General features: G+C 70.1%; 16 protein-coding genes. 8 read left to right on the forward strand and 8 right to left on the reverse strand.

The genetic code is table 11. The features are described 5' to 3' along the window. Positions 1 to 221 precede the first annotated feature (221 nt). Both ACFQ0E_RS05980 and ACFQ0E_RS05985 read right to left on the reverse strand, forming a co-directional pair. Positions 222 to 1,496 carry an NTP/NDP exchange transporter gene (locus ACFQ0E_RS05980; protein ID WP_386822761.1) on the reverse strand — a complete coding sequence of 425 codons (1,275 nt, stop codon included), beginning with the start codon at positions 1,494 to 1,496 and terminating at the stop codon, positions 222 to 224. Further along, entirely contained in the window at positions 1,496 to 2,455 is a 960-nt protein-coding gene (locus tag ACFQ0E_RS05985) for an aldo/keto reductase (RefSeq protein WP_386822762.1), read from the reverse strand. The genes ACFQ0E_RS05980 and ACFQ0E_RS05985 overlap by 1 nt, the downstream gene beginning before the upstream one ends. Before the next feature lie 259 nt (positions 2,456 to 2,714). On the opposite strand from ACFQ0E_RS05985, the gene ACFQ0E_RS05990 reads away from it, so the two are divergent. Then, the gene (locus tag ACFQ0E_RS05990; protein ID WP_386822763.1) at positions 2,715 to 3,932 is read left to right on the forward strand and encodes a hypothetical protein; all 1,218 of its coding nucleotides are present in this window, start codon (positions 2,715 to 2,717) and stop codon (positions 3,930 to 3,932) included. A 57-nt stretch (positions 3,933 to 3,989) separates the two neighbouring features. Here the strand turns inward: ACFQ0E_RS05990 and ACFQ0E_RS05995 are convergent, their stop codons facing one another. Both ACFQ0E_RS05995 and ACFQ0E_RS06000 read right to left on the reverse strand, forming a co-directional pair. Beyond that, positions 3,990 to 4,793 (reverse strand): NPP1 family protein, encoded by an 804-nt coding sequence (locus tag ACFQ0E_RS05995; protein ID WP_386822764.1) that lies wholly within the window; start codon positions 4,791 to 4,793, stop codon positions 3,990 to 3,992. Between the two features lie 136 nt (positions 4,794 to 4,929). Further along, positions 4,930 to 5,463, reverse strand: a complete 534-nt coding sequence (locus ACFQ0E_RS06000; protein ID WP_386822765.1) for an adenine phosphoribosyltransferase — start codon at positions 5,461 to 5,463, stop codon at positions 4,930 to 4,932. A 144-nt stretch (positions 5,464 to 5,607) separates the two neighbouring features. On the opposite strand from ACFQ0E_RS06000, the gene ACFQ0E_RS06005 reads away from it, so the two are divergent. After that, complete coding sequence (locus tag ACFQ0E_RS06005; protein WP_386822766.1) at positions 5,608 to 6,012, forward strand: hypothetical protein; 405 nt, start codon at positions 5,608 to 5,610, stop codon at positions 6,010 to 6,012. Between the two features lie 121 nt (positions 6,013 to 6,133). On the opposite strand, the gene ACFQ0E_RS06010 is transcribed toward ACFQ0E_RS06005, so the two are convergent. The 3 genes from ACFQ0E_RS06010 to ACFQ0E_RS06020 all read right to left on the reverse strand — a co-directional run bounded on the left by ACFQ0E_RS06010 (position 6,134) and on the right by ACFQ0E_RS06020 (position 8,991). Continuing rightward, positions 6,134 to 8,338: a S46 family peptidase gene (locus tag ACFQ0E_RS06010; RefSeq protein WP_386822767.1), complete on the reverse strand. Its 2,205-nt coding sequence runs from the start codon at positions 8,336 to 8,338 to the stop codon at positions 6,134 to 6,136. A gap of 76 nt (positions 8,339 to 8,414) precedes the next feature. Then, positions 8,415 to 8,648 (reverse strand): hypothetical protein, encoded by a 234-nt coding sequence (locus tag ACFQ0E_RS06015; protein WP_386822768.1) that lies wholly within the window; start codon positions 8,646 to 8,648, stop codon positions 8,415 to 8,417. A gap of 28 nt (positions 8,649 to 8,676) precedes the next feature. Then, positions 8,677 to 8,991, reverse strand: coding sequence for a YkgJ family cysteine cluster protein (locus ACFQ0E_RS06020; RefSeq protein ID WP_137850564.1), 315 nt, complete (start codon positions 8,989 to 8,991; stop codon positions 8,677 to 8,679). Between the two features lie 335 nt (positions 8,992 to 9,326). Here ACFQ0E_RS06020 and ACFQ0E_RS06025 point away from each other — a divergent pair, with 335 nt between their 5' ends. The 4 genes from ACFQ0E_RS06025 (at position 9,327) to rnk (ending at position 13,031) form a co-directional block, all read left to right on the forward strand. After that, positions 9,327 to 10,361, forward strand: coding sequence for a two-component system sensor histidine kinase NtrB (locus ACFQ0E_RS06025; RefSeq protein ID WP_386822769.1), 1,035 nt, complete (start codon positions 9,327 to 9,329; stop codon positions 10,359 to 10,361). Further along, entirely contained in the window at positions 10,354 to 11,817 is a 1,464-nt protein-coding gene (gene ntrC / locus ACFQ0E_RS06030) for a nitrogen regulation protein NR(I) (RefSeq protein ID WP_386822770.1), read from the forward strand. The genes ACFQ0E_RS06025 and ntrC overlap by 8 nt, the downstream gene beginning before the upstream one ends. Before the next feature lie 120 nt (positions 11,818 to 11,937). Continuing rightward, positions 11,938 to 12,504: a superoxide dismutase family protein gene (locus ACFQ0E_RS06035; protein ID WP_386822771.1), complete on the forward strand. Its 567-nt coding sequence runs from the start codon at positions 11,938 to 11,940 to the stop codon at positions 12,502 to 12,504. Between the two features lie 113 nt (positions 12,505 to 12,617). Beyond that, positions 12,618 to 13,031 (forward strand): nucleoside diphosphate kinase regulator, encoded by a 414-nt coding sequence (gene rnk / locus ACFQ0E_RS06040; protein ID WP_386822772.1) that lies wholly within the window; start codon positions 12,618 to 12,620, stop codon positions 13,029 to 13,031. A 23-nt stretch (positions 13,032 to 13,054) separates the two neighbouring features. Here the strand turns inward: rnk and ACFQ0E_RS06045 are convergent, their stop codons facing one another. Then, the gene (locus ACFQ0E_RS06045) at positions 13,055 to 13,966 is read right to left on the reverse strand and encodes a hypothetical protein (RefSeq protein ID WP_386822773.1); all 912 of its coding nucleotides are present in this window, start codon (positions 13,964 to 13,966) and stop codon (positions 13,055 to 13,057) included. Positions 13,967 to 14,123: 157 nt separating this feature from the next. Between ACFQ0E_RS06045 and ACFQ0E_RS06050 the strand changes: the two genes are divergently transcribed. Both ACFQ0E_RS06050 and ACFQ0E_RS06055 read left to right on the forward strand, forming a co-directional pair. Then, positions 14,124 to 15,404, forward strand: coding sequence for an acetyl-CoA C-acetyltransferase (locus ACFQ0E_RS06050; RefSeq protein WP_386822774.1), 1,281 nt, complete (start codon positions 14,124 to 14,126; stop codon positions 15,402 to 15,404). Between the two features lie 175 nt (positions 15,405 to 15,579). Beyond that, on the forward strand, positions 15,580 to 16,680 hold the full coding sequence (locus ACFQ0E_RS06055) for a DUF4349 domain-containing protein (RefSeq protein WP_386822775.1): 1,101 nt from the start codon (positions 15,580 to 15,582) through the stop codon (positions 16,678 to 16,680). The last annotated feature ends 35 nt before the right edge of the window (positions 16,681 to 16,715 follow it).

Genomic DNA, 16,715 nt, shown 5'->3' on the forward strand with positions numbered 1-16,715 from the left:
GACCCGGCGCACAGCGCCGGGCGCAACCGACGGGGTGTGCTTTCTTTTGGTTACCTTTTCTTTGCACAAGCAAAGAAAAGTAACTCGCTCGCGACAGCGAGCGAAACACAGGGACGCGCCGAAAGGCTTTCCAGGTGCCATTCAATCGCTCTTGACTCACGATCATGCAAATGCAACCAGGCACCGTATTGCCTGCCGCTCAATAGCGGACGATCATCAACTCACGCAGCACCATCTCCCGCGCGCCCATCGAGCCGGCGCGCCAGCCAGGCACCATTGATCGTCCAGGCCAGTGCGATCCCCGCACCGATCAGCATCGCGATCATCGGCTGCTGCGCGACGGCGTCGATGGCGGTCTTGACCCACGCGCTCACCGCATCGCCGCCGCGATAGACCACGGTGTCGTTGAAATTCTTGGCCTTGTACTTCTGCTCGGCCGGCACGACGGTGTAGAGCATTTCCCGGCCGGGACGGATGAAAGCGTATTCGCCGGCGCGGCGCGCCACCATCACCACCACGAACACCGCGAAGGTCGGCGCCAGCGCCAGCCACAGGAAGCCCGCGGCCATCACCAGCGGCACGCCGGCGAGCAGCACGCGCACGCCGAGTCGCTGGGCGAGGCGCCCAGTGACGAACAACTGCGCGAGCAGCGACAGCGCCTGGACCACGAAGTCGATGCGCGCGAACACCTGGGTCTGCCGCGTGGCATCGGGGAACATCTCGGCCACCAGTTCCGCCTGGCGCAGGTAGAGGAAGGTGTTGAGCGTCGCCAGCAGCAGCACGAACACCGCGATGCCCATCAGGTAGGGCGAACGCAGCACGTCGATCGCGCCGGCGAAGGGATTGCCGCCCAGAGGCTGCTGCCGGGGCGCCTCCGCGTCCGCAGGCAGCGGGTGCCGGTCGCGCCAGCGCTGCACGCGCGAGGCGGCGAACGCCGAGGCGGCGAGGCACAGCGCCGACAGCGCCAGCAGGCCGGCGTGACCCAGCGGCGTCACCAGCCGATCCGCCAGCAGCGGACCGCACAGGCCGCCGAGGCTGGCGCCGGCCGCCATCAGCGCGAACAGGCGCTTGGCCTGGCCGATCGCGAACACGTCGACGAGCACGCTCCACGCTACCGAGATCGCGAGCAGGTTGAACACCGAGTACCAGACATAGAACCCGCGCGCCATCCACGGATCCTCCGGCGACGTCGCCATGCCCACCGCGAACAGCAGCAGCGTGGCCGAGACATAGCCGAACACCCAGTACAGGATGCGACGTCGCGCCACGCGCGCCGCGACCCAGCCGAACACCGGCATCGCCAGCAGCATGCCGACGAAGGTCGCGGTGAACATCCACGCGAGGTTGTCGACGCCGCCGGCCACGCCCATGGTCTCGCGCACCGGGCGCAGCATGAACAGCCCGGCGAACAGCAGGAAGAACATGCCGAAGCCCGCGATCACCGCGCCCGCTTCGTGGCGTTCGAGGTTGAACAGCCGGGCGACGAGGTCGCGCATCAGGCGAACAACCGGCGCACGTCCGCCTGCTGCGCGGCACTCAGCATCGGGCCGATGCCGCCCTTGAGATTGTCGGCCTGCCGCTCGGGCTTGCCGGTCGCGGGGATCACAGCGGTGACTGCGGGCGGACTGATGGCGAAGCGCAGGAACAGCTGCGCCCACGAATCGATCTGCACCTCGCCGGCCCAGCCGGGCAGGGACTTGTCGGCGACGCGCGCGAACAGCCGGCCGTCGTCGAAGGCGCGGTTGACGATCACCGCGATGCCCAGCTCCTGCGCCAGCGGGAAGATCGTGTCGGCCGCTTCCGGTGCGACCGGCGAATAGTTGATCTGCACGAAGTCCGGCTTCTCTTCGCGCATCCACCGCGCGAGCTCGGCATGCGCGCGCGCCTGGAAATGGGTGAGGCCGATGTAGCGCGTTTCGCCCGCGTCCTTGAGCCTGCGGGCGTACGGCCAGGCCTGCGCCATGTTGCGCAGGTTGTGCACCTGCAGCAGTTCGACCTTGCCGGTGCGCAGGCGACGCTTCGATTCGGCCCACTGCCGCTCCAGCGTCTCCTGGTCGTCTGCGGCGAGCTTGGTCGCCAGGAAGCAGCGCTCGCGCCAGCCGCCTTCGGCCAGCAGCGCGCCGACGACCTCGTCGGCATTGCCGTAGTTCGGCGAGGTGTCGATGAGCGTGCCGCCGCCCTCGAAGAACACTTTCACCACGTCGCGCAACGCCGCGAACGCCGGCGAATCCAGCGCGACCTCGTAACTGCCCGAGGTGCCCACGCCGATCGCCGGGATGCGCTCGCCGGTCGAAGGAATGGCGCGCATCGCCAGCGTGCCGGCGCGTGCCGATGTGGACGTGGTCTTGCCGCTCGCGGCAGGCGGACGTTCGCGCGCGCAGGCCGCGAGCGGCGACAGTGCGAGGCCGGCGCCGGCCAGGGATGCGGTGGTCAGGAAATCGCGACGGGAGGTCATCATCCGTACTCCTGCGGTGGCGCGGCATGGCCGCGCGTGGCTGCATGCGGACGCCGGCGGGCGCGCGGCATCCGGTCCCATCATCGCCGTCCCGCACCGCTCGCGCTGTGCGGCGCTTGGCGCGATGCCACGGGACCACGCACCGCGCGTCCGCGCATGTCGCGAAAGTCATGCCGCGCGCCGATGCAACGACCGCAAGGCACGGTTCCGGCGCACGGAGGCCCTAGAATGGCGCGGCCTTCCTGCCTCCGGAGACCCCATGTCGCACCCTGCGCATCGCTTTGCCCGCTGGACCCGCGCGTGGTGCGCGGGCGCCTGCCTGTTCCTGTTCGCCATCGGCGGCGCCGCTGCGCAGGATCCGGCGAAGGTCCGCGTCCTCGTGGCCACGAAGGACACCCAGCAGACCCTGCAGGTCGACTTCGTCACCAAGGGCGCGGTGGCGCGCGGCCTGTTCCTGCCTTTCGGAGGCATGGGCAATGCGATCGCGTTCGATGCGCGCAGCAAGGAATACAGCGCGACCATCGGGCCGTTCGATCGTCGTCCGAGCCTGGTCGCCGCGATCGAGAAGGCGTTCGAGGGCAAGTATCCGGTGTTCGACATCATCGACGATGGCGCGACATACGACAGCGACAAGGACGAGCAGGCGCTGATCCAGCGGGCGAAATCGCAGGGCGTCGGCTACGTGCTGCTGGTCGACGAGCAGTTCGCCGGGATCTCCGCCGGCGGCATGGCATCGCCGACGCATGACGTGTCGGTGGCGATGACGATCCGTTACGACCTGTACGAGACCGCGAAGGGCAACCGCTTGCTCAGGGAGCGCATCGGCGGCAACAGCCTGACCCGCATCCCCCTCGAGCAGGCGTTGACCGATCGCGGTTTCCTCGAAGCGCAGATGCCCGCCGTGCAGGAGGTGCTCGGCAAGGGCATCGTCGGCGGCCTCATGCGCACCGACAACCTTCACAGGATGGCGGCCTCCGTCGGCAAGGGCGACACGGTTCCCGCGCTTTCTGCCCTGCTCAAGCGCCACGAGTCGCGGGTGCACATCGCGACCACGCCGCCGCAGTCCTGGCGCAGTCCGAAAACCACGACCCGCTACTTCGCCGTGGTCGAACCCAGGAGCGAGCTGCGTTTCAAGCTCGGCGTGAGCGCCACCGTCGATCTGCTCGTCGCCGAATTCGGCCAGGATGTCGACACGATCGAGGCATACCAGCAGGTGGTGTTCACCCGCCTGGGCGAAATCGGTTTCGATCCCGCCTCGGTGCAGGAACGCAGCGATTTCAGCAAGCCAGGCTACACCGCGCTGTCGGTGACCAATCCTGCGACCGGCGGCGGTCAGCTGATCCTGTTCCGCAAGATCGACGATCTGTACGTGTCGATGGTCATCATCGTCGCGACCGAGAACTTCGAGCAGATGCTGGCCATGCACAAGGCCGTCCTGCAGGAAGCGGTCGACGGCGTGCGCATCGAGATCAAGTGAAGCGGGAACCCCTTCTGAACGACGGGCGGCCGGCGTTGGCCGGTCGCCCGGTCGCGTTCACCGCGAGGCGTCGATCGACGCTTGCGTGAAGGCTGGATAGCCCGAGGGGCGATAGGTGTTGAGGTTGCCGAGGAAGTTCGAATCCTTCATCGGGATCGTCGCGGAGCCGTAGTTGTAGCTGTTCAGCCGGCTGCGCATGGCGGCGTTGTCGAGGCTGGCGCCGCGCAGCGTGTGCCAGCTGGTGAGCACCGGCAGCACGAACTGGCCGTAGGGATTCTCGGCGACTTCGTTGGCCGAGGCGAAGCGCAGCGCGTGCGTGCCCACGCCGTCCTTGTGGTACACGATCTTCACGTGCCCGTTCTGCATCGGCAGCGACGAGGCAGCAGCGTTGTAGAGCTTGCCGTGCGCGCTGTAGCCGGCATGGGTGACCACGCCATTGCGGGTCCACACCGCGGCATGTTCCCAGTCGTGTCGATGACCGCCGCCGAGCGCGGTGACCTGGTCCTTGAGCATGTACAGCGCGAAGAAGTGCCCGCAGTAACGGCTGCCGCCGCTGTCGATGCAGGCGTAGCGGTGCAGCGTGTTGCTGTAGGCCATGAAATCGCTGCGGCGACAGCCGCCGGTGATGCTGCCCGAGGTGGCCAGGCCGCCGTTCTGCTCGCCGTAGCGGCTGATGCCGGCACTGGGCAGGCAGCCGTCGCCATCGAAGTCGAAGACCGGATGGATCGCATCGATGCTCGCGCCCGAAGGCAGGGCCTGGTCGAGGCGCGGGAAATCCGATGCGGCGGCGGTGCTCGCGCAGCAGGCGAGTGCAGTGGCGAGGATGAGGTGCAACGACAGGCAGCGACGCGACAACGACATGGGAATCCTCCTTGAGTGATGGCCGGGTGAAGCACCGCGCATCGTCGCGACGGCGCAGGCCGACGCTAGCACGCGTCCGGGTCCGTCCGGTGACCATTCGAGGGCCGCGTCGGGAGCGCGCGTCGAACGCGTGTCGCTACACCACCCACGCTGCGCGCAGCGGTGCCGTGCCGTTCCAGCGGGCGCGGCCGTGCAGCGCGGCCAGTTCGATGAGCACGCCGGCGCCGATCACGCGTGCGTCGAGGCGTTCGACCAGGGCGCGCGTGGCGTCCAGCGTGCCGCCGGTGGCGAGCACGTCGTCGATCAGCAGCACGCGGGCGCCGGCGTGCAGCGCATCGGCATGGATTTCCAGGGTGTCCTCGCCGTATTCGAGCGCGTAGGTCTGGCGCACGGTGCGGCCGGGCAGCTTGCCGGGCTTGCGTACCGGAACGAAGCCGATGCCGAGCGCGCGGGCGAGCGGCGCGCCGAAGATGAAGCCGCGCGCCTCGACGGCGACGATGGCGTCGATGGACGCGTCGCGCCACGGGGCGGCGAGGGTGTCGATCGCGCCGGCGAAGCCCTGGGCATCGGCGAGCATCGGGGTGATGTCCTTGAACACGATGCCGGGCTTGGGGAAGTCGTGGATATCGCGGACGAGTTGCGTCCAGCTCGGCAGGGCGGGTTCGTGCATGAGCGGATCCGGTGAGCGGCAGGTGATGGATGTCCATCATGCCCGAACCTGTCCTACAGTCGACGTCATTGGACCGGGATGCCGATCGGGAGCGCGACGATGCAATGGCGATGGCACAAGGATGGATGGCGATGCCGGGGGGCGTTGGCCCTCGGCCTGATGGCGCTGGCCCTGTGCGCGAGCGCGGCGAAGCCCGCGCCGCTGTCGGTGCGGACCGAACGCGCGCAGGACACCGTGCGCCAGGCACGCGATGGACGCGGCGTGATGATCGATGTCACCAGTCCGTCCGGCATCGGGCGGATGACGCTCGCGCCGGCTTCGGGCAAGGCCTGGCCTTCGCCGCTGCGCCTGCGACTGCGTTACGCGCCGGGCCGCCCGTTCCGCACGCTGGAAGGCCTCGATCTGTCGGTCGGCGGCAAGGTGATGGCGACGCGCGAGACGATGCGCGTCGAGGCCGGACGCGCCTGGCTCGAGGTGACGCTGCCGGCTGACGTCGCGATGCCCGGCAAGCCGCTGCGCGTGCAGTGGGTGGATGCCTATCGCCGCTGACGGCGGCCGCATCGATCCGCACCGCCCTCTGCACCCGCGTAGAGCGGAGCTTGCTCCGCTCGCTTTTCCCCTGAACGCATGAGCGGAGCAAGCTCCGCTCTACAACAACGTGTTCGCGTGCTCACTTGCGCGAGGCGACGCCGAGCTCCTGCAGCAGCGTGTCGGCCTTCTCGACATCGCGCAGCAGCCACAGCATGTAGCCGATGTCGACGCTGACGTTGCGCGACACCGCCGGGTTGAAGCCGAAGTCGCCGGCGACGTTTTCCCACACGCGATCGAAGTTCAGGCCGACGAGACGACCGCGACCATCGATCACCGGGCTGCCGGAATTGCCGCCGCTGGTGTCGCCGTCGGCGAGGAAGTTCACGCGCCGCGTCGGCTGCGTGGCGGCCGCCGCGCGGACGTTCGCCGGCACGTCGAACGGCTCCTTGCCGGTGTGTTTCTCCAGCACGCCCGCGAGCGTGGTGAACGGCGTGTACTGCATGCCGTCGCGCGGCGCGTAGCCCTGCACGTGGGCGAAGCTGATGCGCAGCGTGCCGTTGGCGTCGGGCGCGATCGGCTTGCCGGCATGCGCGGCGACGGCGCGGCGCCAGGCCGGGCGATGCAGCGCGGCGCGGGCGTTCCAGTCGCGCTCGCGTTCGCGCAGTGCACGCAGTTCGCGGTTCCAGGCGATGCCGAGGTCGAGCAGCGGATCCTTGCGCGCCGAGAGTGCGTCGAGTCCTTCGCCGAGCATCGCGTCCTGCGCGGCGGCGTCGAACACGGGCGTGCCCGCATACAGCGCGGCGATGGCCTCGTCGATCTGCGCCGGGGTCTTGCCGGCGAAGCGCGCATCGATCGCGGCGATGCGCTGGTCCTGCGGCAACGCCAGTGCGCGGCGCACCAGCGCGGCGAACACGCGGCGGTCGGCATCGATGGAATAGTTGGCCTGCTCGCGGCGCAGGCGGTCGCGCAGGCGCGACTGCTCGGCAGCGGTCCACCCCGATGCGCGGGCCTCGTCGGGCTTGCCCTGCTCGACGGCGTTGTGCGCCAGCGTCGCAGCGAAATACAAGCCCTTGGGCAGCGGCGGGATGCCGCCGGCCACGCTGTCGTTGCCCATCGGAATGAGGTTCAGCAGGAAGTCGCGCTCCCAGCTGCGTTCGCGTTCGGCGAGCACTTCGCGCAGCGCGTCGCGCGCGGTGATGGCGTCGGCATGCGCGGGCTGTTTCGCAGCCCAGGCCGCGACGGCATCGTCGGCCGCGCGCTGCTTGTCGACCATGCGCCCGCGATCGAGCCCGGCGATCTGGCCCTGCGCGTTCTTGTAGCGGTTGTGGATGCCCTTGAGGTTCGCGGCCAAGGCGATCCGCGCCTGTGCATCGGCTTCGCTGGCTTTTTCGAGGATCGCGATCCATTCGCCGAACAGGTCCTCGCGACGCACGAAGAAGCGTTCGCGGCGTTCGCGCATCTCGTCGGCGATCAGTGAGCGCCAGGTGATGCCGGGATAGCCCAGCACCATGACGAAATCGCCCTCCTTCACGCCGTCGTTCGAGATCGGGAAGAAGAACTCCGGTGCGAAGGGCTTGTTGCCTTCGGCGAAGTCTGCGGGGCGGCCGTCGCTGCCGACCCAGGCGCGGGCGATGGCGAAATCGCCGGTATGGCGCGGCCACGACCAGTTGTCGATCTCGCCGCCGTATTCGCCGATCGCGCGCGGCGGCGCGTAGACCAGGCGGATGTCGCGCAGTTCGATCGATTCGATCAGCGTGTAGGTCACGCCGTCGTCGAAAGCCGAGACCTTGCACTTGATGTCCGCCTGCTTGCGGCACTCTGCGACGATCGCCTTCTGCGCCTCGTCGATTGCCTTCAGGCGCTGCTGCGGCGTGGCGCCGGCGGGTACGGCGGCGAGCAGGCGCGCGGTGACGTCGGTGAAGCGCTTCGGGATCTCGACGCGGGTGGTCTTGCCGGGCAGCTCCTCGGCCGGCGTGCGTGCGAGGAAACCGTTCGTGATCAGGTCGCGCTGCGGCGAGCTGTGTTCCTGCACCAGGTTGAACAGGCAGTGGTGGTTGGTGACGATCAGGCCGGTGTTCGAGACGAAGGCGCCGGAGCAGCCGGCGATGTTGACCGTGCCGGTGAGCAGGCCGGTGCCGCGCTCGCCGTCCCACAGCGCGGATGGCGGCAGCTTCAGGCCCTGCTGCTTGAGCCAGCGAGCGTCGATGTCGAGTACCTGCTGCGGCGTCCACTTGCCGTCGAGGGCATGGACGGACACGGCAGGCAGGGCGAGGAGGGCGGCGGCGAGCGTGCAGGCCAGGCGGGCCCGGATCGGACGTGTGCGGGTCGGATGCGTTCTGTTCATCCCCGAAGTGTAGTGGCAGCCTGCGCGCAGCCGCCATGCGGGGGTTGTCGCCGGGCCGTGCGCTGCACTCCGGCGATCAGCCTGCCGCCGGCTTGCTCTTCTTCGTCGCTGCGGCGACCGGCGCCGCGGTGCCGTCCTGGCGTGTGGAAATCGGGATCGTGCGCAGGGTCAGCGTGTTTCCCAGCACCTCGATCTTGCCGCCCGCGCGCTTGAACGCATCCAGGTCGGTGGCGATCTGCTCGTGGGTCAGCGTCTTGCGCTTGTCGTCCTTGCGCTGCTCGAAGTGGCGGGTCGTATCGGGTCTGGTCATGGGGCCATCGGGTCGGAGGAAAGGGGTGTCAGGCCACGACGCGGATCGGGATCGCCTGCGCGGCCCGCGCGGCTTCGGCGCGCACGTCGAGACAGTAGGGGCCGGACATGGCGAACTTGCGGCAGATGCTCGGTCGCGTCTCGTAGATGCCGCAGTTCATGCGCGCGCCGTCGAGCGCGACGCACCAGCCATCGGGGTCGCGGGCCATCACCGTCACGCCTTGCGCATTGGTGTCGGTCAGGTACGCGGGAATGTCGTCCTCGGGGAACACCACCACGGTCAGGCGGCAGCAGAGGGCGTCGCAGCGGCTGCAGTGCGCGCGGGGATGCCGGCTCATGCGCATGCCGACCGGCGGGGGCGGTCGCGAGCGACCTGGGCGATGGAGAAAGGATGGTGACCGGACATGGCAGGCTCCCGGGATCCCCACCCGACGGGTGAGGCAACGCATGAAAGGGAGCGGAACGACCGGAGGCTCGGATCAGGTGCCGGAAGCGACGCGCGAATGGCGCAGATGCCCGGCCATCCTACCTCACGGGGGTGAAGGGCAGGTCACCGGCGGTCGGTTGAACGGGTGGGTGGGCGGTCCGGCCCGCGCTGTACCGGGCGTTTTGTCGGCGAATTGCCCTCTGGAGGGGCAAATACCTCGTCTTCGCCACTCTTTTGCACTAAATTGGTGCAATGACCTCACCTTCCGCGCCCCTCGATGCACTCGCTACGCCCATTGTCTGGTCCGATCCCGAGGGGCGGGTGGAAGGCGGCAACCTGGCCTTCTCGCGCTGGCTGGGGATCAGTCCACGCCGGTTGCCGGGCCTGCCGATGGCGGCGCTGGAGGCGGAGGGCCAGCGCCTCGCGCAGGTGGTCGAAGCGCCCCCGCCGGGCGACCAGGTCCGCCTGCGTCGGCTGCCGTTCGGGTTCCCCGGCAGCGAGGCGCAGCAGTACGCGGACGTGCTGCTGACCCGGCGCGAGGGCGGCGGCTGGTGGCTGGAGGCGCATCCGGTCGACGAATTCCCGGGCGAGGATCCGGCGACGGTCCTGCCGACCGCATTGTCGGCCGCGCTCAAGGGCCTGGCCCACGAGCTGCGCAACCCGCTGGCCGGCCTCAAGGGCGCCGCGCAACTGCTCGCCCGGCGCGTCGAGGGCGACGAGGCGCGCGAGCTGACCGGCCTGATCGAATCCGAAGTGGGGCGGCTGACTGACCTGATCGACCGCCTGCTGTCGCCGCAGCCGGCGCGCGCACACGAAGCGCTGAACATCCACGGCGTGCTCGAACGCGTGCTGCGTCTCGCCGAGAGCGACGCTGGCTGGGCGGTGAAGCTGGTCCGCGACTACGACCCCTCGCTGCCCGAGCTGCTCGGCGACGCCGACCGGCTCACGCAGGCGGTGTGGAACCTGGTGCGCAACGCCATCGAAGCCGGTGCCGCCAACGTCAGCCTGCGCACGCGCATCGAACGCAGCGTGCGCATCGGCGACCGCATCCACGCGCACGCGCTGCGCCTGGAGATCGCCGACGACGGTCGCGGCGTGCCCGAATCGCTGGCCGAGCAGGTGTTCCTGCCGCTGGTCAGCGGTCGCGCCGAAGGCACCGGGCTCGGTCTCGCGCTCGCGCAGCAGGTCGCGCGCGAGCATCGCGGCTCGCTGAGCTACCGCTCGCGCCCCGGCCACACCGTGTTCACCCTGCTGCTGCCCTACACCCACGAGGCCGACGATGCCTGATGCCGCTGCCACCGTCTGGGTGGTCGACGACGACCGCGCGGTGCGCTTCGTGCTCGCCACCGCGCTGCGCGAAGCCGGCTACGAAGTGACCGCGTTCGAGGCCGCGCGCGCTGTGCTCGATGCGCTGGAGACCCGGCGCCCGCCTGCACTGTTGTTCACCGACGTGCGCATGCCCGGCGACGACGGCCTGGTGCTGCTGGATGCGATCAAGGCGCGTCACCCGCAGCTGCCGGTGATCGTGATGAGCGCCTACACCGACATCGCCAGCACGGCCGGCGCGTTCCGCGGCGGCGCGCACGAATTCCTGTCGAAACCCTTCGACCTCGACGCCGCCGTGGCCCTCGCGGCCCAGGTGCTCGCACCGACGCCGGGCCGCGCGCGCGGCAGCGACGACGGCACCGCGACGGCGGTCGCGTCGCCGCCTGCGGAGGACGCGCTGGTCGGCGACACACCGGCGATGCAGGCGCTCTTCCGCGCCATCGGCCGGCTCGCGCAGGCGCCGCTGGGCGTGCTGGTCACCGGCGAGACCGGCACCGGCAAGGAACTGGTGGCGCGCGCGCTGCATCGCGAATCGCCGCGCGCACGCAAGCCCTTCGTCGCGCTGAACACCGCCGCCATTCCCGCCGAACTGCTCGAAAGCGAACTGTTCGGCCACGAGGCGGGCGCGTTCACCGGTGCCGGCAAGCGCCACGTCGGCCGCTTCGAACAGGCCGACGGCGGCACGCTGTTCCTCGACGAGATCGGCGACATGCCGCTGCCGCTGCAGACGCGATTGCTGCGCGTGCTGGCCGAGAACGAATTCTTCCGCGTCGGCGGGCGCGAGCTGATCCGCGTCGACGTGCGCGTGATCGCCGCGACCCACCAGAACCTCGACGCGCTGGTCGCCGACGGTCGCTTCCGCGCCGACCTGCTGCATCGCCTCGACGTGGTCCGCCTGCAGCTGCCGCCGCTGCGCGAGCGGCGCGAGGACATCGGCAAGCTCGCCGAACGCTTCCTGCGCGCGGCGGCGCTGAAGTTCGACGCGCCGCCCAAGCGCCTGGCGCCGGCCGCGCTGCAGCGGCTGATGGCGCATCGCTGGCCGGGCAACGTGCGCGAACTGGAGAACCTGTGCTGGCGCCTGGCCGCGCTGGCGCCGGGCGACGTCATCGGCGTCGCTGATCTCGACGATGCCTTCGTGCCCGCGATCCCGATGCCGGCCGGTGGCAGCGGCGTCGTGGGATCGACGCATTCAGGCGACTGGGAGGCCGCCCTGTCGGCCTGGGCCGCGCGCCGCCTCGACGAAGGCTGCACCGACCTGCACGCCGATGCCCGCGAACGCTTCGAGCGCGCCCTGTTCGAGGCCGCGCTGGCGCACACCGGCGGCCATCGTTCGGACGCGGCGGCGCGGCTGGGACTGGGGCGCAACACGATCACGCGCAGGCTCGGCCCCGGGCGCAAGCCGCGCGCGATGGAATGATGTGTCCGACGGCGCGCGACGCGCCGTTGTGCTGCCGGCAACGCCTGCATGCCGTCGACGCGATAAGCTGCCTGTCCCTCGCGCATCTCGCGCCCCGATGAACCGCAAGGAGTCCCCCGCATGCGCCATCGCAGCCTCGCCATCGTCTTCTCGTCCCTCGCGCTCGCAACCCTCGCCGGCTGCACCAGCGCGCCACCGCCGAAACCGCAGCCCGCAGCGCCGCAGCACCGCCTGCAACGTGCGATCGCCAACATGGCGCCGGTCTCCGGCACGCTGGTCAGCGGCAAGCTGCTGGTGTTCGCGGTCGATGGCGGCGTGCGCATCGAAGGCGAACTCGGCGGCCTCGGCCGCAACGCCACGCATGCGATCCACATCCACGAACGCGGCGACTGCACTGCCGCAGACGGCAGCAGCGCCGGCGGTCATTTCAACCCCGCCGCCGCCGCGCACGGCCGCGTCGGCCATGGTGCGCACCATGCCGGCGACATGGACAACATCGTCGCCGATGCGCGCGGCGTGGCGAAGGTCGATGTGCGTGCCGATGGCGTCACCCTCGGCAGCGGTGCCGCCAACGATGTCCTCGGTCGCGCGATCATCGTCCACGCCGGCGTCGACGACTACGTCAGCCAGCCTACCGGCAATGCCGGCGCCCGCGCTGCCTGCGGCGTGATCGAGATCGCGCCCTGACCGATGCCCGGGGCTTGAAGCCGCCACTGCGGCGGGCTATGGTCCCTTCCACAATCTGTTGATCACCGGGCGGCGCGTCGAACGCGTCGCCCGTTGTCTTTCTGGAGTTCCTCATGAGCAGCCTGCCGCCGATCACCGTTTCGTCCCTGGACATCGCCCGCCTCGAAGCCATGCTCGAGTCCCCGGCGCTGCGCCAGCTGCCCGCCGCGCACGCGCTGGGCGAAGAGCTGGCGCGCGCGAACGTCGTCGCCCCGGCCGACATGCCGGCCGATGTGGTGAGCATGGACTCGGTGGTCGCCTGCCTGGACGAAAACAGCGGCGAGTCGCGCCTGCTCACCCTGGTCTATCCGCAGGATGCCGACGCCGACCAGGGCAAGATCTCGGTGCTCGCGCCGGTCGGCAGCGCGCTGCTGGGCCTGTCGGTGGGCCAGCACATCGACTGGCCGGCGCCCGGCGGCCGCACGCTGCGGCTCACGGTCACCGGCATCCAGTACCAGCCGGAAGCCGCCGGCGCCATTCCCGGCTGATCGCAAAGAAAACCCTGCGCGGCTCAGCCGTTGCCGGCGCCCAACAACGCCCGCGCATCCGCATGCGCGGGGCAGGGCACCGGTTCCACGTCGAGCCCATGGACCTTCAGGATCGCGACCAGCTGCCGCTGTCGAGCCTGGAAGTGCGCGAAGCCGCGATCGATGCGGGCGTCGTCGTTCTCCTGCGGCCCGTAGCGGGTGCGCCAGCCGTCGCGATCGAAGGCGGCAGCGCGCACCTGGCCGTCTGCGTAGCGCAGCAGCGGTTCCGGCGGTGCGTCCAGCCAGGCTTCCCGCTGCGGCACCAGCAGCGCGGTTTCGAGCAGCGTCCACAGGCCGTCCAGGCCGACGTTCGCGTACTGCAGCGCCATCATCGCGGCGAGATCGTAGGCGGTGAGGTAGCGCGCATGTTCGATCCGCGCTGCGAAGCCGTCCTGCGCGGCCAGCGCGGTTTCGGCGCGAGCCATGCCGCGCTCCAGCAGGATCTCCTCGAACGTCGTCGCCACGGCGGTGACTTCGGCGGCGTCGCCGACGAGCAGGAACGGCACCACCCGCAGTGGGCCGTCCTGGAGTTCCGGTTCGGCGCGCAGCGGCAGCGGCACCACGCCATCCGCATCCGCGCCGAAGGCGATGATCCGCGGTCCGCCGGCCTGCGGGGCGCGCGCGTGGAGTTCCTCCAGCCGGCGGTGCAACGGCCAGCCCGGGCGCAGCAGTTCGGCGGGGTCGTAATGCGCGCCGGCGAGGACCAGGTCGAGCGAGGCCGCCTGCGGCGCCAGCAGCGCGAGGTCGTGGCCGATCCGTTCGGCCAGTGCGCCGGCTTCGGCCTGGCGCAATGCGGCCCGGCCCGGCCGGGTGCCCGGCACCAGTTCCAGGGCGAGCGCACCGCGCACCAACAGGCGCGGCTTCGGGGACGGCGTGGCGGTCGGATGTGCGCTCATGGTCTCTGCGTGCGGGGGTAAACTCGGCCATTATCCGCTGCAGGCGTCGTTTCGCGGCGGGTTTAGAGGCGAAGCTCCAGCGTTTGCGGGTCAAATCGACCCGTCCCGCGCCCCGGCGTCCCGCCGCCGGCGCATCCCGAAATCCGAGAGGTGTCCGATGCTGCATGGTCGTCCCGTCGCCGTCCTGGGCGGCGCCCGTATCCCCTTCTGTCGCCAGCACACGGCCTATGCCGATGTCGGCAACCTGGGCATGTCGGTCCGCACCCTCGGCGCGGTGGTCGAGAAGTTCGGCCTGCACGGCCAGCAGCTGGGCGAAGTCGCGCTGGGCGCGGTGCTCAAGCACAGCAGCGACTGGAACCTCGGCCGCGAGGCCGCGCTGTCCTCGGGCCTGTCGCCGCTGACCCCCGGCATCACCATGCAGCGCGCCTGCGGCACCTCGCTGGACACGATCATCCACGTCGCGAACAAGATCGCCACCGGACAGATCGAGTCCGGCATCGGCGGCGGTTCCGACACCACGTCGGACGTGCCGATCGTGTTCAGCCCGGCCTTCCGCAAGCGCCTGATCTCGGTGTCCACCGCGAAGACCGCGATGGACCGCCTGGCGCGCTTCACGAACGGGTTCTCGTTCAAGGAACTCAAGCCCGAACTGCCCGGCGTGGGCGAACCGCGCACCGGCAAGTCGATGGGCCAGCACTGCGAGGACATGGCGAAGGAGTGGCACATCCCGCGCGAGGAACAGGACGCGCTGGCCTTCGCCTCGCACCAGAAGCTCGCCGCCGCCTACGAGCGCGGCTTCTTCGACGACCTCGTCGTGCCGTTCCGCGGCGTGTCGCGCGACAACATCCTGCGCACCGACACCACGCTGGAGAAGCTGGCGACGCTGAAGCCGGCCTTCGACCGCACCTCCGGCCGCGGTACGCTCACCGCCGCCAACTCCACGCCGCTCACCGACGGCGCCGCCGCCTGCCTCATCGCCTCCGACGAGTGGGCCGCGCAGCACGGCCACGAAGTGCTGTGCCACATCCGTGACGTGCATGTGTCCGCCGTCGACTTCATCCACGGCGAAGGCCTGCTGATGGCGCCGACCGTGGCCGTCGCCGAGATGCTCGCGCGCAACAACCTCACCCTGCAGGATTTCGACATCTACGAGATCCACGAAGCCTTCGCGGCGCAGGTGCTGTGCACGCTGCGCGCCTGGGAAAGCGCCGACTACTGCCGCGATCGTCTCGGCCTGGCCGCGCCGCTGGGCAGCATCGACCCGGCGAAGATGAACCCGGTCGGTTCCTCGCTCGCCGCCGGCCATCCCTTCGCCGCGACCGGTGCGCGCATCGTCGCCACCGCCGCCAAGCAGCTGAAGGAACGCGGCGGCGGTCGCTGCCTGATCTCGATCTGCACCGCTGGCGGCATGGGCGTCGTCGCCATCCTCGAGCGCTGATCGATGCGTTGACCGATGCGTTGATCGGAACGCAGTCCGCGCCCCGCCGGTGACGGCGGTGGCGCGGGAGACGCCGGGGGCGGATGCCCCGATGTTCACCCCGCGCGGGGATCCCCTACGTTGGTTTCGCGTGTTCGCAGCCACCCGGCCGCGACCCAACCACGAGGGAAGTGCGATGCAATCGTCCACGCGTTCGAGAATCGCGGCCTGCCTCACGGCCGCCGCCCTGGCTGCGGCCGTCGCGGCCTGCAGCAGGCACGAGTCCGCAGCGGAAGCGGCCGCCGAAAAGACGTCGGTCGAGGTGGCCGCTGCGGATGCCGCTGCACCTGCCGCGCCACCGATGGCGCAGATGCCGATGCGAAGCAACGCTGCGGAGCGCGAAGCGGCTGCATACATGGCGCAGGGTGCCGATGCCACGCAGCAATACGGGACGCGCGAGGAAGACACGCGCGTCGACCCTGGCCAACTCACCTCCATCGCCGCGAGCCAGGCCGATCCGGCGCGCCGATTCATGCGCACCGCGCGCGCCAGTTTCCGGGTGAAGGATGTCTACGCCGCCGCCATGGCGATCGAGGACGCCGTGGCCGAGCAGGGCGGTTTCGTGCTGCGCAACGACATCCAGGCGCAGACGCTGCGCGCGGTCAGCCATCCCGTCGGCGACGGCAAGCGCCTGCAGCTGACCGAATACACCGTGCAGGGTTCGCTGGTCGTGCGCGTGCCGAGCGATCGCACCCAGGCCTTCCTGCGTGCGATCGCGCCGCAGATGGCCTTCCTCGACCAGCGCAGCCTGGAAGCCACCGACGTCCAGTTCCAGATCCTGCGCCAGCAGCTGGTGTGGCAGCGCGAGCAGCAGACCCAGCAGGCGCTCGGTGATGCGGTGCAGGCGGGCGACCGGCTCGATCGCAAGGCCGAGGTCATCGCCGCGCAGGGCGACGCGAAGCTGCAGCGCGACGAAGCGCTCATCCAGCGGAAGGAGTTCGAGGACAAGGTCGCCTTCAGCACCATCGACCTGTCGCTGTACCAGTCGCCGAAGGTGGAGCGCAACGAGTCCGTGGACACCGATGCGATGTTCGACAGCCATCGCCCGAGCTTCTTCGTCCGCCTCGGCGAAGCGCTGCGCACCGGCTGGTACGCGGTGCTCGACGTGTTCGTCGCGCTGATGCACGTGTGGCCGCTGTGGCTGCTGGGCGGCTTGGGGTTGTGGGGGCTGCGGAAGTGGACGGTGTCGCGCGCGGCACGTCGCACACCGCCGCCGCGCCCCGACGCTGCGGACTGATCGCGTTCGCGGCCGGCGCCACAGGCCTGGCGCCG

Origin of the sequence: Lysobacter brunescens (assembly GCF_042677005.1) — a bacterium.
GTDB classification, from domain to species: Bacteria; Pseudomonadota; Gammaproteobacteria; order Xanthomonadales; family Xanthomonadaceae; genus Lysobacter_I; species Lysobacter_I brunescens.